Source organism: Alkalibacillus silvisoli (assembly GCF_039521975.1).
GTDB classification, from domain to species: domain Bacteria; phylum Bacillota; class Bacilli; order Bacillales; family Alkalibacillaceae; genus Alkalibacillus; species Alkalibacillus silvisoli.
In genome coordinates, this window is the sequence record NZ_BAAACZ010000009.1 from 196,850 (window position 1) to 213,293 (window position 16,444).

Genomic DNA, 16,444 nt, shown 5'->3' on the forward strand with positions numbered 1-16,444 from the left:
TAGGTGAAAAAGTTTGTCACATATATATTTAGATCACGCAGCTACAACCCCCATGCATGAATCTGTACAAGAACAAATGACAAAAGTAATGCAAAATCATTTCGGCAATCCATCGAGTATTCATTACTTTGGTCGTGATAGTCGTAAATTACTTGATGAAGCCAGAACGACGATTGCCAAAAGTATTAATGCGACCTTTTCGTCGATCATATTCACAAGTGGTGGTACTGAAGCGAATAATTTAGCGATTTTTGGTACGGCTTATGCTAAAAAGAATCAAGGGAAGCATATTATAACGACTTCAATCGAACACCATGCTGTATTACATCCTTTAGAGCAATTAGAATCAGAAGGCTTTGAGGTTACTTATTTAAGTGTTGATGAATCGGGTCGTATAGATTTAGAAGAGTTAAAAAACTCTCTTAGAGATGATACAATCCTGGTGACTATTATGTCAGTCAATAATGAGACAGGTGTTATACAACCTATTAAAGAAATCGGTGAATTACTGGAACATCAACTAGCCGTATTTCATACAGATGCTGTACAAGCCTATGGCATTCAAGCAATAGATGTAAAAGAGCTTAAAGTCGATTTATTAACTGCTTCATCTCATAAGATTTACGGTCCAAAAGGTGTAGGTTTCCTCTATAAAAGTGAAGATCACTATCTCAGACAGCAATTGTTTGGTGGTGAACAGGAACGTAAATGGCGTTCAGGTACTGAAAATACTCTTGCTATAGCTGGGTTCGAACAAGCAGTTAAAGTATTAATGGACGAAAGAGAAAAACGTAAAGCACATTATCAAATGCTAAATGAAACCTTAATAAATCAATTAAATGCTCAATCGATTGATTTTAACATTAACGGTGATTTAACTGAACGAGTACCTAACATTATTAATATTAGCTTTTTGGGTACTGAAGTGGAAATGTTTTTAACGAATTTAGATTTAGCAGGTATTGCCGTATCTTCTGGTTCTGCATGTACAGCCGGTTCCATTGACCCATCACATGTGCTAAAAGCCATGTATGGTGATAATGATAAGCGCATTTACAATTCAATACGATTTAGCTTTGGTTTAAACAACACGAAAGAAGAAATGAAAACCGTAGCTGAAAGAATAAAGCCCATTGTAGAAAGGCTGAAAAATCTTTAATTAAGGTGGTGAAGTAAATGGAAGATCGTTCAAATATACGTGTAGTTGTGGGAATGTCAGGTGGAGTCGATTCATCAGTTACAGCCTTATTGTTGAAGCAACAAGGTTATGATGTTGTTGGCATCTTTATGAAAAACTGGGACGATACCGATGAATTTGGTGTTTGTACAGCAACTCAAGATTATGAAGATGTGGCTAGGGTATGTAATCAGCTAGATATACCTTATTACTCTGTTAATTTTGAAAACCAATACTGGGATAAAGTTTTTCAGTACTTCTTAAATGAATATAAAGCAGGTAGAACACCGAACCCTGATGTTATGTGTAATAAGGAAATAAAGTTTAAGGCATTTTTAGATCATGCAATAGCTTTAGGAGCTGATTATTTAGCAACAGGGCACTATGCCAGGGTAAGAGAAAATGATGGTGTAGTCGAAATGTTAAGAGGTGTGGATGAAAATAAAGACCAAACATACTTCTTAAATCAAATTCCAAAAGATATTTTACCCAAAATTCTCTTCCCACTTGGTGAATTAGATAAAAAAGAAGTTCGGAAAATTGCCGAGCAACATGATTTAGCTACAGCTAGTAAAAAAGACAGTACGGGGATTTGTTTTATTGGTGAGCGTAACTTCAAAGAATTTTTAAGCGAATATTTACCTGCTCAACCTGGAGAGATGCAAACCTTATCAGGTGAAGTGAAAGGGCAACATGATGGACTAATGTATTACACAATTGGTCAACGCCAAGGACTTGGCATTGGTGGTTCGGGTGACGCGTGGTTTGTTGTCGGTAAAAATTTAGAAGACAACGTTTTATATGTTGAACAAGGCATCGAACATGAGGCGTTGTATTCTGATGAACTATTAGCCGTCGATCTCAATTGGTTAGTAGACCGTCATCTTAATGAGCCAATTAAATGTACAGCTAAATTTCGATATCGTCAAAAGGATAGTGCCGTAACGGTTTATGTGAATGACAATGGTACGGTAAATGTTCAATTTGATGAGCCACAGCGTGCCATTACACCAGGGCAAGCTGTTGTGTTTTATGAAGGGGATGTATGTCTAGGTGGTGGGACGATAGATGAAGTTTACCACGAAAAGACAAAGTTAGAACACTTAGCCTAGCTTCCTGTAGAGGAAAGTCAGCACAATACGTGGTGACTTTTTTCTACTTATAATATGTATCAATTAAAGGAGAAAGACAGATGAGTGAATTACAAAAAGGCATAGAGTATATGCAAAATCATCAATTTGAAGAAGCAGCACAAGCTTTTAATGATTATATTGAACAAAATCCTAACGACCCAGTCGGCTTTATTAACTTTGCGAATTTATTAGTTCATTTACAAGAGTATGATTCAGCTGAGCGTTTTTATCAAAAAGCGCTTGAATTAGAAGAACAACTACCTGCAGCTCATTATGGGCTTGGAAATATGTATTATGAAAAAGAACAATATGAACAAGCAACGAAACATTTTCAAGATGCGATGAAGCAAGGATTAGATGATCAAGATATTTACTTTATGCTTGGCATGTCTTTATTAAATCAAGAGATGCCTAAATTATCTTTGCCTTACATGCAACGAGCGAGTGAATTAAGTAAAGAAGATGTTGATATTCAATTCCAGTATGGATTAACATTAGCTTATGCTAATATGATCGATGAAGCATTTGAACAAATGAATGTTGTTTTAGCCTTAGATGAAGGGCATAGTGATGCTTATTATAACAAAGGAGTTTGTTTACTTTATCAAGAAAGGCCAGAAGATGCTTTAGACCAGTTTGAAAAAGCAATTAAAATTCAACCAGACCACTTACTTGCAGGAAATGGGAAGAAACAAGTTGAACAATTATTACAGGAACGAGATTCTTAAAGGGAGAAGCTAATATGGCTGATGAATTATATGCTAAGGGACAATTAAATCACATGATCTTTCATAATCAAGAGACGCAATTTTCGATTGCGTCTGTTTCTGTTAGCGACTCAAACATTGAACTAGATGAAGAAGAGCTCGTCGTTAAGGGCCATTTTCCCCCTTTAACGCATGGAAATGACTATATATTTTATGGAACGATGCAACAACACGCGAAATTTGGAGATCAGCTTCAAGTTTTTACATATGAAAAAGAATTACCGAAAACAGAAGAAAGCTTAGTGAAGTATTTATCCAGTGATTTATTTTACGGTATTGGTAATAAAACAGCTCAAAAAATAGTCGATTTACTCGGAATTAACGCTGTTGATGATATTTTAAGGGACGAAACAAGGCTCGATCAAGTCATCGGTTTGAAGCCTGAAATGAAGAAACAATTCATTTCCGACCTACGAATGCATCAAGGGTTTGAACAAGTTACAGTTGAATTAGCTAAGTATGGAATTGGTTTACAATTAGCACATAAAATTTACGAAGAATATCACGAAAATACACTGAAACAATTAAATGATAATCCGTATCAATTTGTTTTTGATGTCGATGGATTTGGTTTCCAACGGGCAGATGAAATTGCAGAATCAATGGGAATTAAAGATAACCATCCTACTCGTGTTCAAGCTGGGGTTTTACATGTTTTAGACCAAGGGGCTTCTAATGGGCATGTATTTATTGAGAAGAAACAGATCTTTAATCAGCTCAATGCTTTATTATACCAAGGGAAAATAGTTGAGGATGAACAGTCTATAGAAGAGCATTTAGAGTTACTCGTTAAGGAAGAATTAATTGTAACAGAAGGAGTGAGAATTTACTTACCACAACTTTATTTTGCTGAGGAAGGTGTAGCTTCACAATTAACCCGTATATTAGCAACAAAACAAGATATTTCTTACGATGAAAGTGAATTGTTAAAAACGATTGGAGAAATTGAGGAACAAGAAGGGATCGCTTATGGTGAGGAGCAATATGAAGCGGTTAAAAAAGCTTTAGATGAAAAAGTTATGCTTCTAACTGGAGGGCCAGGAACAGGTAAAACAACAGTTGTTAAAGGGATTATTCATTGTTATGAAGTCTTATTTCAAAAAAATCAAAACAAACACCAATCCGATTACGTATTAGCTGCTCCAACCGGAAGGGCAGCTAAACGATTAAGTGAATCAACAGGGTTAAAAGCAAAGACAATCCATAGTTTGCTCGGTTGGTCTGGTGAAGAACATTTTGAATATCATGGTGGTAATCAATTAAAAGGAAAAGTGTTAATTGTTGATGAATGTTCGATGGTTGATATTTGGCTTTTTAATAGTCTCCTTAAAGCAGTTCCTAAAGAAATGAAAGTGATTTTTGTAGGGGATGAAGACCAATTACCTTCTGTTGGGCCAGGTCAAGTGTTAGCTGACTTATTAAAGTCTCAAGCCATCCCTGTTTGTCAGCTTAAAGAAATTTATAGGCAAAAGCATGATTCTTATATTGTAAAATTAGCGCATGATATAAAAAATGGCGAAATTCCCATGCAATCAGTTGGGAAAAAGGATGACTACAATTTTATTGAGACAAATACTGAATATGCGCTTCATACGATCGAACAAATTGTAAAAAAAGCATTAGATAAAGGTTATACGATGAAAGATATTCAAGTTCTAGCTCCCATGTATAAGACAAAAGTTGGTATTCATGATTTAAATGAAACGTTACAAAATATATTTAATCCTAAAGAAGAAAAAAAGCGAGAGTTAGAGCATTTTAAGACGTCATTTCGTACAGGAGATAAAGTCATTCAGCTAGTGAATCAACCGGAAAAAGACGTTTATAATGGTGATATCGGTGAAATTATTGCAATTAAACACGCCAAAGAAGCTAAATCGAAAAAGGATGAATTAATTATTGATTTTGAAGGTCTAGAAGTGTCGTATACAAGACAGGATTTTAATCAGATCATGTTAGCTTATGCTATTTCGATTCATAAGTCACAAGGCAGTGAGTTCCCAATAGTTATATTACCTGTTGTCAGGTCATTTAAACGAATGTTAGTAAAGAACCTAATCTATACTGCCATTACTCGTGGTAAGTCTTCTTTAATAATTTGTGGCAGTTATGATGTGTTTTTAGAAGGTTTAAAGAAACAACTGGCATACGAACGAAACACAAGCTTAGTGTCAAGAATTCAAGCTTATAACTTGTCTAACCCTAACTCAAATACAGAAAACCTTGAGCCAGATTCTGAGCTTGAGGAAAATTTTTCACCTTATGATTTTATGTAATACGTTTAAACTAATAATGTTCTTACCATTGGTATAGAACAATTGTAAGTCGGAGAGGATGTATGCAAAAAGGAAAGAGGGGTTTTGTATGAATTGCCCAAACTGCCATACATCTGATGTCGGTAAAATAGGAGCTCAACAGTTTTATTGTTGGAACTGTTTTATAGAGTTGTCCGTAGAAGGTGGTAAGATGCGCGTGCATGAAGTACAAGAGGACAAGACGGTTTCCTCTTTAGACGACCTGTTTTCTTGGAAAGTTGATTTTTCTTTTTAAAGCGATGGGAACAAACGAGAAAGCATTCAGCTGACTTGTTTAGTGGTCATACCCTATATAAGGAGATAAAGGTTGGTGAACAACTTTGAGTCGAGTCATTTCAACAGGTGTCATGGGAGCTTTTGCCTTTTATTTTATGAGAAATAGAAACAACATTCGTAAAAGCGGGATGTGGAAGCAACTTCGTAGGTCTACACGTAGATTAAGAAAAAGAATGTTTTAAGGCAATCACAACCGTTCAGCTATTCTTTGAACGGTTGTGTTACATATGTAGTTACAGTTGACATGGTTGTATGGTTTAACTATAATATTCTCAAGGTATAGCATGCATTCATTCATTAAAAATTTTAAAATATAAAATCTGTGAAGGAAAGAGTAAATGGCAGACCACTTACAGAGAGGCATTTCATTTGCTGGAAGAAATGCTAAGTGAAGGGTCATTGAAGCTAATCCAGAGAGCGGCTAACCCCCGACGTCTACACTACGTTACGGTGTGAAAGTAGATAGATTTAGATCTATAACTAGGGTGGTACCGCGGATTAGTCGTCCCTACATGAACATGTAGGGGCGGCTTTTTTTATACTTTAGGAGGTATGAAGATGAAACAATTACAATCACATGAAGTAAGACAAATGTTTTTAGATTTCTTTAAAGAAAAAGGTCACGGAATTGAGCCTAGTCGCTCTTTAGTTCCACAAGAAGACCCAACGCTATTATGGATTAATAGCGGTGTAGCTACTTTAAAAAAATATTTTGACGGTCGAATCATTCCAGAAAATCCGAGAATTGTAAATGCACAAAAATCAATTAGAACAAATGATATTGAAAATGTCGGATTTACAGCAAGACACCATACGTTTTTTGAAATGCTCGGCAACTTTTCGATTGGTGAATATTTTAAAGAAAAAGCAATCGAATGGGCATGGGAGTTTTTAACGAGTGAGAACTGGATTGGCTTTGATGAAAATAAATTGTCTGTAACGGTTCACCCTGAGGATGAAGAAGCATATGAAATCTGGCAAAACAAGGTTGGTGTACCAACTGAACGCATTATCCGTATAGAAGAGAACTTTTGGGATATCGGTGAGGGACCTAGTGGGCCTAACACTGAGATTTTCTATGACCGTGGTGAATCATATGGAAATGACCTAAATGACCCAGAGTTATATCCTGGTGGGGAGAACGAACGTTATTTAGAAATTTGGAACCTCGTGTTTTCACAATTTAACCATAACCCTGATGATACTTATACACCATTACCTAAGAAAAACATTGATACAGGTATGGGCTTAGAACGTATTGTTTCAGTAATACAAGATACAAAAACGAACTTTGAAACAGACCTATTTAAACCTATTATTAATCGCACAGAAGTAATCTCTAACATCTCCTATGGTGAAACAGTAAGGCAAGATTCCGCGTTTAAAGTGATTGCAGATCATGTCAGAACCGTTGCGTTTGCAATTGGTGATGGTGCTTTACCATCGAATGAGGGTCGAGGCTATGTATTAAGAAGGCTTCTTCGTCGGGCTATTCGTTTTGCGAAAGATTTAAATATCAATGAACCTTTTATGTATCAATTAGTTGATGAAGTAGCAGACATCATGTATGAATTTTATCCAGAAGTACATGAGAAGAAAGATTTTATTAAAGAAGTCATGAAAAAAGAAGAAAAACGATTCCATGAAACCTTACAAGAAGGGTTAACTATTTTAGAGAAGGTCATGAAAACTGAAAAAGAAAAAGGAAGTAATGTATTTCCAGGTGAAGAGGTGTTCACTCTTTATGATACATATGGCTTTCCTAAAGAATTAACAGAAGAGTATGTACAAGCAGAAGGATTTACAATCGATGAAGCTGGCTTTGAAAAAGAAATGACAAAACAACGTGAACGTGCACGTGATGCCAGACAAAAAGTTGACTCAATGCAAGTACAAGATGAAGTGTTGCAACAAATTGAAACGCCAAGCTATTTTGTTGGCTATAAACAGTTAATAAGTGAAACAACAGTAGATGTTATGATCAAAGAGCAAGAAGAAGTCTCAGAAATCCAAGCAGGTGATGAAGCTACATTAATCCTTGCTGAAACACCTTTCTATGCAGAAAGTGGAGGGCAAATTGCTGATAGGGGAATAATTGAGACTGAAACTGGTAAAGCTTCTGTGATGGATGTGCAAAAAGGACCTAATGGCCAGAACTTACACCAAGTGGACGTCATAGAAGGCTCTTTACAATTAAACCAGAGCGCAAAAGCACAAGTTAAACGTTATGAACGCCAACAAATAATTAAAAACCATACTGCGACACACTTACTACATCAGGCATTAAAGGATGTATTAGGGGACCATGTTAATCAGGCTGGTTCACATGTTGCACCAGACAGACTACGCTTTGACTTTACTCATTTCAATGCGGTTACAGATGAACAACTACAACAAATTGAAGCGATTGTGAATGATAAGGTATGGAATTCACTCCCTGTAATGGTTTCACACCATTCATTAGAAGAAGCAAAGCAAATGGGTGCAATGGCATTATTCGATGCGAAGTACGGTGAACAAGTACGCGTTGTATCAGTTGATCATTATAGTATAGAGCTATGTGGTGGTTGTCATGTTGATAACACAGCAGAAATCGGGTTATTTAAAATTACTCAAGAAACAGGGATTGGTGCTGGTACAAGAAGAATAGAAGCTTGTACTTCTCAAGGTGCTTATGAGTATTATCAAACTAGAGAACAGCTATTAAAAGAAGCAGCAACGAAATTAAAAACGAAAACAGAACAAGTCCCACAACGAATTGATGCACTGTTCCAAGAAATAAAAGATTTACAACGGGAAAACGAATCAATTTCAGCAAAGCTAGCTAACGTTGAATCAGCGAGTATATTAAATCAAGTTGAGACAGTTGAAGAGGTTAACTTATTAGCGCAAAAAGTAGATGTCAGTGATATGAACGCTTTAAGAAATATGGTAGATGAATTGAAACAGCAATTAGATTCAGGTATTATCTTGTTAGCAATGGAGAATAATGGTAAGGTACAGTTAGCATCAGGAGTTTCTAAAGATTTAGTTGAACAAGGCTTCCATGCTGGTCATGTGATTAAAGAAGCGGCAAATCGCTGTGGTGGCGGTGGTGGTGGCCGTCCAGATATGGCACAAGCTGGAGGTAAACAGCCAGAGAAGATTAATGAAGCTTTAGAGTCGGCGAAAGATTACATTAAAACTATTTTAACTTCGTAGCTTTTAAGTATATAATGAAGATAAAGTGGTATGAGGGGGATTCAAGATGACGAACGATCATACAATGAAATTTCAGTTTTCAGATGACTCGCAGGAACAATTAGTCAATGAAATTTTACACCAAGTCTATAATTCTTTAGAAGAAAAGGGGTATAATCCGATTAACCAAATTGTTGGGTACTTACTGTCGGGTGACCCTGCGTATATCCCTCGTCATAATGATGCTCGTAATTTAATCTCTCAAATAGAAAGAGATGAAATTATTGAAGAGGTTGTTAAGACATATTTAAAAACGAATAACGAATAAAGAGGATTGTTAATGAAAACATTAGGTTTAGATGTTGGTGAAAAAACAATAGGAGTGGCTGTATCAGACGCTCTACAATTTACTGCTCAAGGAATTAAAACGATTCATTGGAATGAAGATGATTATTCTACTATTCATGAGTCCTTTGAACAATTAATAAAAGAACATGAAATTAGTAAAATTGTTGTTGGCTTACCTAAAAATATGAATGGTACAATTGGTGAACGGGGTGAGGCAAGTGAAAGGTTTGCTTCATACCTTGAAAAGAAATTCTCTCTACCTGTTGTACTATGGGATGAACGTTTGACGACTATGGCTGCTGAGCGCGTATTACTTGATGCTGACATAAGTCGAAAAAAACGCAAAAAAGTTATAGATAAAATGGCGGCGATGATGATTTTGCAAAGCTATCTTGATTCTAACCGCTAAAAGGAGTGTTACTCATGCAAGAGAAAGAACGGATTATTATTCCTGATGAATCAGGTGAAGAGCATTTATTCGATGTCTTGTTTACATTTGATGTCGACCATACCGAAAAGTCTTATTTAGTTGCTGTACCGGTTGAGCAGGCTGAAGAAGAAGAAGTCGAAGTATTCGCTTTTCGATTTGAGGAAACTGAAGGTGACCCTGATGATCTCACTTTATACCAGATTGAAACTGATGAAGAGTGGGAAATGGTTGAAGAAATGTTATCTACATTTACTGAATCAGAAGAAGAATCAAACTAAAATTTTGATATAAAAAGGCGAACATTGACTAGTATAGTGTGCATATTTCGGACAACGGGTATTAGACCAGTCAGGTTTGCTAGTAGTTCGGATATTTTATTGGCTGAAGACTTTTGTCTTTAGCCTCTTTTTATATGTTATTTAGGTTATTTGTAGACAAAGATAGAAAAATATCAAATTTTATTTTATACTTTTAGTTGTATTATAGAAAGGTAATGATAGGGGGAAGAACATTGGCAGCTTCCAATGATCAAAATAAATTAATAAAAGAACGGATTAAAGAAGCAAGTATCGCTAGAAAGATTGTATTGATTGTCATTTTAGTGTCATTAATTGTATTAGGTGTAGGAGGGTATTTGGCTTATAATTATGTCAACGAAGGATTAAATCCGGTTGACCCTGATGATGATGAATTAATTGAAGTTGAAATACCAATGGGATCAAGCACAGGGGATATAGCAGATATTCTTGAAGATCATAATGTGATTAATAATGCTAATATATTTCAATTGTATGTCACGTTTAAGAACGAGTCAGGTTTTCAAGCGGGTGAATATCAATTATCAAAAAGTTTAGAGCTTGATGAAATTATCGAATCATTGAAAACAGGTGTCATCATGGTTGATCCTCTGTTTTCAATTACAATTCCTGAGGGTACTAATATTGAGCGGATCGCTGAAATAGTTGCCAGTGAAACTGCAATTGAAGAAGACGAATTTCTTGATTATATGACAGACGAAGAGTTTATTGAATCCATGATGGAGCAATTTCCTGATTTACTTAATGAAGAAATTTTAGATGAAGACGTTAGATATCCATTAGAAGGTTATCTTTACGCTATTACTTATCCATTTTTTGAAGAAGACCCTACGATTGAAGAAATCATTGAAATGATGCTAGAGCAAACGCAAAACCAAGTATATGAGTATATTGAGCAAATAGATGCAAGAGGCTTATCTATTCATGAAGCATTAACTTTAACTTCAATCATTGAGATGGAAGCAGTTGGTGAAGAGGATCGTCGTATGATTTCAGGTGTCTTTTACAATCGTTTAGATGAACCGATGCCTCTACAAACCGACCCAACGGTTTTATATGCCATGGGTGAGCATCATCAAAGAGTATTGTATGAACACTTGGAATATGAGAACCCTTATAACACATATGAAAATTCTGGATTACCACCAGGACCTATTTCAAACTTCCACGAAAATGCATTACAAGCAGCTGTGCAACCAGAATATCATGATTATCTATATTTTGTTGCCTCATATGAAGGTGATAATTATTATGCTGAGGATTATGATGAGCATCAACAAAATATTGAAGAACACAGACCACCACGTGATGAAGAGGAAGAAGACTAAAAAAATAGGGAATGCTGAAAATCATTCGCATTCCCGTCTTTTTTTGTGGTAAAATACTTTAATTGTAAAGGAAAATAATATGTCATTGCCTTTTTGGGGGTAAACAATGAATCAAACTAAACAATACATCCAATCATTATACGAGGACAAAGATTCATTAATTCAATCAATGCAACAGTATGCTGAAGAACACGGGATTCCAATTATGGAGAAAGACGGAATAGAATTTTTAAAACAATTAATTCGTATTCATAAACCGAAGTCTATTGTTGAAATAGGTGCGGCTATAGGCTATTCTGCTATACAGATGGCTAGCAGTAATTCTGAGGTTAAAGTTCATACAGTCGAACGTGACGAACAACGTTATCATGATGCCATTTATTTTATTAAACAAGCTGGGTTAGAAGCAAGAATTAACATAACACATGATAATGCGATTAATTGGCTTAATCAATTCTCTAATGATCTACACATCGATTTCGTGTTTGTAGATGCAGCTAAAGGTGAATACAAAGATTACGTAGAGAAAATCGATCCATTTTTAAAACCGGGTAGTCTTTTAGTAGTTGACAATGTGTTGTTTAAGGGGTATGTTTCAAAAGAGAAACAAGAGAACAGACGATTTGTTAAAATCGGAGATAAGATTGCTTCTTTTAATGAGTGGCTATATAAACATCCTCACTATACGACAACAATAGTTGAAACAGGGGATGGTGTAGCAATCGCTATAAAAACTAACGAAGAATGAACATGACCTTAGAAGGGAGTACTCATAAAATTGAACGACAAGCCGATTGTAATTGGTGTTGCAGGTGGTACAGGCTCTGGTAAAACAACCGTGACGCGTACAATCTGTGATCAGTTTGAAAATACATCTATACTTATGCTAGAACAAGATTCATATTACAAAGATCAGTCTCATATACCATATGAAGAGCGTTTGAATACAAATTATGACCACCCTTTAGCTTTTGACAATGACTTGTTATTAGAACAAATCGACCTTTTGAGAAAACGTCAATCAGTTGAAAAACCAGTCTATAATTACGAGCTTCATACACGTTCTAATGAAACAATTACAATTGAACCACAAGAAGTTATAATTTTAGAAGGAATTTTAGTATTAGAAGACGAAAGATTACGTAATATGATGGATATAAAAGTTTTTGTTGATACTGATGCTGATATCCGAATCATAAGAAGAATGATGAGAGATATTAAAGAGCGCGGAAGAACGCTTGAATCAGTTATGGATCAATATATTAACGTAGTTAGACCCATGCACCTACAATTTGTGGAACCGGCAAAACGGTATGCAGATATCATTATTCCAGAAGGTGGACAAAACCACGTAGCAATAGATTTACTATCAACTAAAATAAAAAGCATTATTGATCAAAAACAAATATAAATTATACATCATAACTAATAGTAATGGAAACAGAGAAATGAAATAAAGGAGTGTTAAGTCATGGCAGAAGAAAAAAGCTATTATATGACTGAAGAGGGGAAGCAAAAAATCGAAGAGGAATTGGAAGAGCTAAAAACCGTTAGACGACCAGAAGTGGTAGAACGTATAAAGGTAGCTCGAGGGTTTGGAGATCTTTCTGAGAACTCTGAGTATGATGCGGCTAAAGATGAACAGGCATTTGTAGAATCACGCATATCACAACTAGAGAATATGATTCGCTATGCTGTCATCATAGAAAATGATGAAGAAAATACCGAAGTTGTCCAATTAGGAAAGACAGTAGTATTTGAAGAATTACCAGATGGTGATGAAGAAGAGTATCAGATCGTAGGTAGTGCAGAAGCAGATCCATTTGAAGGTAGAATATCCAATGACTCACCGATGGCTCAAAGTTTAATTGGTAAAGTGATTGGTGATCAAGTGATGGTTCAAACACCAGGTGGCGAATTTGAAGTGAAAATTAAAGAAGTAAAATAATCATCTTATAGTCCTACACAAAAGCTGTGTAGGACTATTTAGAAGCTTCTAAGAGTATATTGTTTGCATTTAAGATTTGTACTTGAGTTTGTCGTGGTAGGATGGTCGAAGGTCGCACATTAGTTTGAATAAATCTGAGTCTTGAGATAAAATCTTCAGTTTGTAAAAATCCTAACTAATACAAATTTGATGGGTGCTATAATGAGCTACTTCGCTTTTAGACTATTTAAACTAAGAAACAAAACCAGTTTATTCTCAAATGTTATGTTTGTTTCTGGCACATTCAATGTCTAAAGAAGGATTTGGTCTTTTAGGGGGGAATCACTTATGGAAAACGAAAATTCAGCATATAGTCGTTCTGAGCGTTTCGAGAAACGCCGTAAAAACACAAAAACGATGAATTATCTTATTTGGATTGTCATTATTCTGATTATTATTTTGATCAGTTTTTGGGTCTTTGGAGGAGATGACGATTTAGATGAAAATGAAGAAAATGAACAAACAGAAGAGCAAACTGATGAAGAAGTAGAAGAATCAGAACAAGAGGAAAACGAAGCCGGTGAAGATAATAGTAACTCTGAGCAAGAAGGCTCAGATGAAAATCGTGATGAAACAACAGAAGAGAATACTAATCAAGAAGAGGCTGAAGAAGAAGTAGTGTATGACTCAGATGAAGACAATGTCAGTCGCGTATTCGAGCGAAATTGGGATCCAATTGGAACAGAGCAAGATGAACCTCACACGACAGAGTATAGTGAGGGAACACAAGATCGTTTGGAAATGGAACAAGCAATCATTTATGCAACAGGTTTATCTGAGGATAACATCGTCTTCTGGCGTTTAGAAAGTCATGGTATTCCCAATCATGTCATTGGTACTGTAACCAACTCACAACAAGATGAGATTTACCGAGTTTATTTAGATTGGATTGAAAACGAAGGCTGGCAACCTCAAAAAGTAGAAGAATTATATGAAAATGACCGTCATCCTGAATACAACACTGAAGAAAATGAAGAAGAATAAAAGTGAAAGAAGGGTATACAACGATGAGATACGGAATTATTGGAGCAATGCAAGAAGAACTAGATTGGCTAAAATCACAAATAGAAATTAACGAAGAGGTTGTTGTCGCTAACTGTAAGTTTTATATCGGGAGTTACGGTGTTCATGAAGTTGTATTACTCCAATCTGGAATAGGAAAAGTTAATGCAGCCATGTCGACAACAATTTTACACGAAAGATTCTCACCTGATTATGTTATAAATACAGGTTCTTCAGGAGGAGTCGAGCCTAGTTTAAATGTTGGAGATATAGTCATTGGCAAAGAAACGATCCACCATGACGCTGATGCAACAGGATTTGGTTATAAATATGGACAAATCCCGCAAATGCCAGAAACTTTTTCATCAAATAACGAGTTAATCGAAAAAGCATTACAAGTAAAAAATGTTTTGCCAGATAATCTTCAAGTAACAGAAGGGTTGATTGGAACTGGTGATTCATTTATGTCCGACTTAGAGCACGTCAATGCTGTGAAGGAACAATTGCCTAATGTTAAAGCTTTAGAAATGGAAGCTGCCTCAATCGCACAAGTCTGTTATCAATACGATACACCTTGTTTAATTATACGCTCCTTATCTGATATTGCAGGAAAAGAATCAAACATTTCATTTAAAGAGTACTTAGACGAGGCTGCTAAGAATAGTGCATCATTTATTTTAGAAATGTTAAAGTAACTGTAACGTAATAAAACACAGCTAGCTATAAATCAGTTAGCTGTGTTTTTAGGTTGGTTTAATATATTTAATTTTAAAAAGCATTGAATGTGCTCCTACCAATAGTGAGAATACCAATAATAACCGCCAAATATAAGCAGTAATAGTAATGTAACGATCAAAAGCGCATAGCCAAATCCAGAATGACCATAACCAAAATTATAAGGCGGGTGAGGTGGGTAAATTGGTTGACCATAATAATACATAACTTCCCACTCCTTTTGACTGTTCTTATAGATAAATTATGACAGTTCTTAAGAATTGGGAAGGTTGTTGGCCTAGTTAGGGCGTTCTCTCTCTTGCTTTTTTCTCTCCTCTTCGCGATAAAAGGCATGAAACATCTTCATTAAGGCCCTTTTTTCTATTCTAGAAACATAACTACGAGAAATTTTTAATGATTTAGCAATTTCTCGTTGTGTATATTCCTCTTGATTGCCTAATCCATAACGTTTTGTAATCACTTCTTTTTCTCTGTCATCTAGTAAATGTATATACTGAAAAATTTGTTCGATTTCGATTGCTGTTTGAATTTTTTCTGTTAGATCGGGTTGGTCTGACTTCAATACATCAATCAAACTAATCTCATTCCCCTCTTTATCGTGCCCTATTGGATCTTGTAAAGATACGTCTTTATTGCTTTTTTTAGACGATCTTAAAAACATTAAGATTTCGTTGTCTATACACCGTGCGACATATGTAGCAAGCTTGGTACCTTTATTTAGTGAAAAGCTTTCAACACCTTTAATTAGGCCGATTGTACCAATGGAAATGAGATCTTCTTGATCCTCTTTATTTTGTTCGTATTTTTTGGCGATATGAGCGACTAGCCTTAAATTGTGTTCGATTAGTTTATTACGAGCGTTGGTATCACCTTCTTGCCACTTCTTTAAGTAATACTTTTCTTCATCTGGTGATAATGGTTGGGGAAATGCATTGCCTTTGACGTAAGCAATTAATAAATAAGGGTTTTGAAAAAGGAGAGCGAGCAACTTTAAGAAACTAAACATGTCATCAACTCCAAATCGTGATGGGTAGTTGCCTATACTTTAATTGTATGGTTGATGAGCATAATTGTGCGTGTACACATAAACTTTTTAATTTGTATACTTATGTACTATGAATTAAAGTAGGGGAGTTTATGTTATGATGCATATGCACGCAACTCCTTTTGTTTATGTGGCATAAAACAAGGATAACAAATCAGGAGCTTGCGTGCTTTTTTGTCTTTCTTCCTTTAGGAGAGGGTTTCCACTAGCCGTTTCTAGCATTCGAGGCATCGCGTGAGGCGGCGACTCCTGCGGGAACAGCGCGAGCCGAAGATCCACTTTGGCAAATGCTTTTCTTGCCAAAGTTAGCTGAGGCCGTGCCCCGGCAAAGAAAACACTGCGACAAATGACCGTAGGGAAGTTTGAGCAGATGTTGCACTTGTGCCCTGCGGGTGAAAGCGTCC

The 16,444-nt window shown here is 35.8% G+C and carries 17 protein-coding genes and 1 other annotated feature; of the genes, 15 read left to right on the top strand and 2 right to left on the bottom strand.

The genetic code is table 11. The features are described from left to right. Positions 1-13 precede the first annotated feature (13 nt). The 15 genes from ABDZ63_RS05130 to ABDZ63_RS05200 all read left to right on the top strand — a co-directional run bounded on the left by ABDZ63_RS05130 (position 14) and on the right by ABDZ63_RS05200 (position 14,955). Positions 14-1,159, top strand: a complete 1,146-nt coding sequence (locus tag ABDZ63_RS05130; protein ID WP_343782210.1) for a cysteine desulfurase family protein — start codon at positions 14-16, stop codon at positions 1,157-1,159. Positions 1,160-1,176: 17 nt separating this feature from the next. Beyond that, entirely contained in the window at positions 1,177-2,289 is a 1,113-nt protein-coding gene (mnmA, locus tag ABDZ63_RS05135) for a tRNA 2-thiouridine(34) synthase MnmA (protein ID WP_343782211.1), read from the top strand. 80 nt (positions 2,290-2,369) lie between these two features. Then, positions 2,370-3,038: a tetratricopeptide repeat protein gene (locus ABDZ63_RS05140; protein WP_343782213.1), complete on the top strand. Its 669-nt coding sequence runs from the start codon at positions 2,370-2,372 to the stop codon at positions 3,036-3,038. A 14-nt stretch (positions 3,039-3,052) separates the two neighbouring features. After that, a complete protein-coding gene (gene recD2, locus ABDZ63_RS05145) occupies positions 3,053-5,353 on the top strand; it encodes an SF1B family DNA helicase RecD2 (RefSeq protein WP_343782214.1) in 2,301 nt (766 codons plus the stop codon). A gap of 88 nt (positions 5,354-5,441) precedes the next feature. Next, a complete protein-coding gene (locus ABDZ63_RS05150) occupies positions 5,442-5,627 on the top strand; it encodes a hypothetical protein (RefSeq protein WP_343782215.1) in 186 nt (61 codons plus the stop codon). Between the two features lie 354 nt (positions 5,628-5,981). Further along, positions 5,982-6,181: a binding site (T-box leader), on the top strand. Between the two features lie 45 nt (positions 6,182-6,226). Further along, positions 6,227-8,869 carry an alanine--tRNA ligase gene (alaS, locus tag ABDZ63_RS05155; protein WP_343782217.1) on the top strand — a complete coding sequence of 881 codons (2,643 nt, stop codon included), beginning with the start codon at positions 6,227-6,229 and terminating at the stop codon, positions 8,867-8,869. 46 nt (positions 8,870-8,915) lie between these two features. Further along, a complete protein-coding gene (locus ABDZ63_RS05160; protein ID WP_343782218.1) occupies positions 8,916-9,176 on the top strand; it encodes an IreB family regulatory phosphoprotein in 261 nt (86 codons plus the stop codon). Positions 9,177-9,188: 12 nt separating this feature from the next. Continuing rightward, positions 9,189-9,605 carry a Holliday junction resolvase RuvX gene (gene ruvX / locus ABDZ63_RS05165; RefSeq protein WP_343782219.1) on the top strand — a complete coding sequence of 139 codons (417 nt, stop codon included), beginning with the start codon at positions 9,189-9,191 and terminating at the stop codon, positions 9,603-9,605. A 14-nt stretch (positions 9,606-9,619) separates the two neighbouring features. Further along, a complete protein-coding gene (locus ABDZ63_RS05170; RefSeq protein ID WP_343782221.1) occupies positions 9,620-9,904 on the top strand; it encodes a DUF1292 domain-containing protein in 285 nt (94 codons plus the stop codon). Positions 9,905-10,137: 233 nt separating this feature from the next. Then, positions 10,138-11,271: an endolytic transglycosylase MltG gene (gene mltG, locus ABDZ63_RS05175; RefSeq protein ID WP_343782222.1), complete on the top strand. Its 1,134-nt coding sequence runs from the start codon at positions 10,138-10,140 to the stop codon at positions 11,269-11,271. A 106-nt stretch (positions 11,272-11,377) separates the two neighbouring features. Next, positions 11,378-12,019 carry an O-methyltransferase gene (locus ABDZ63_RS05180; protein WP_343782223.1) on the top strand — a complete coding sequence of 214 codons (642 nt, stop codon included), beginning with the start codon at positions 11,378-11,380 and terminating at the stop codon, positions 12,017-12,019. Between the two features lie 30 nt (positions 12,020-12,049). Next, positions 12,050-12,682 (top strand): uridine kinase, encoded by a 633-nt coding sequence (gene udk / locus ABDZ63_RS05185; RefSeq protein WP_343782224.1) that lies wholly within the window; start codon positions 12,050-12,052, stop codon positions 12,680-12,682. 60 nt (positions 12,683-12,742) lie between these two features. Further along, positions 12,743-13,219, top strand: a complete 477-nt coding sequence (gene greA / locus ABDZ63_RS05190) for a transcription elongation factor GreA (protein ID WP_343782226.1) — start codon at positions 12,743-12,745, stop codon at positions 13,217-13,219. A gap of 327 nt (positions 13,220-13,546) precedes the next feature. Beyond that, positions 13,547-14,242: a YrrS family protein gene (locus tag ABDZ63_RS05195; protein ID WP_343782227.1), complete on the top strand. Its 696-nt coding sequence runs from the start codon at positions 13,547-13,549 to the stop codon at positions 14,240-14,242. Positions 14,243-14,265: 23 nt separating this feature from the next. After that, positions 14,266-14,955, top strand: coding sequence for a 5'-methylthioadenosine/adenosylhomocysteine nucleosidase (locus tag ABDZ63_RS05200; protein ID WP_343782229.1), 690 nt, complete (start codon positions 14,266-14,268; stop codon positions 14,953-14,955). Positions 14,956-15,050: 95 nt separating this feature from the next. On the opposite strand, the gene ABDZ63_RS05205 is transcribed toward ABDZ63_RS05200, so the two are convergent. Both ABDZ63_RS05205 and sigK read right to left on the bottom strand, forming a co-directional pair. Next, positions 15,051-15,200 carry a hypothetical protein gene (locus ABDZ63_RS05205; RefSeq protein ID WP_343782230.1) on the bottom strand — a complete coding sequence of 50 codons (150 nt, stop codon included), beginning with the start codon at positions 15,198-15,200 and terminating at the stop codon, positions 15,051-15,053. Between the two features lie 72 nt (positions 15,201-15,272). Beyond that, positions 15,273-16,001, bottom strand: a complete 729-nt coding sequence (sigK, locus tag ABDZ63_RS05210) for an RNA polymerase sporulation sigma factor SigK (RefSeq protein ID WP_343782231.1) — start codon at positions 15,999-16,001, stop codon at positions 15,273-15,275. Positions 16,002-16,444 lie beyond the last annotated feature (443 nt).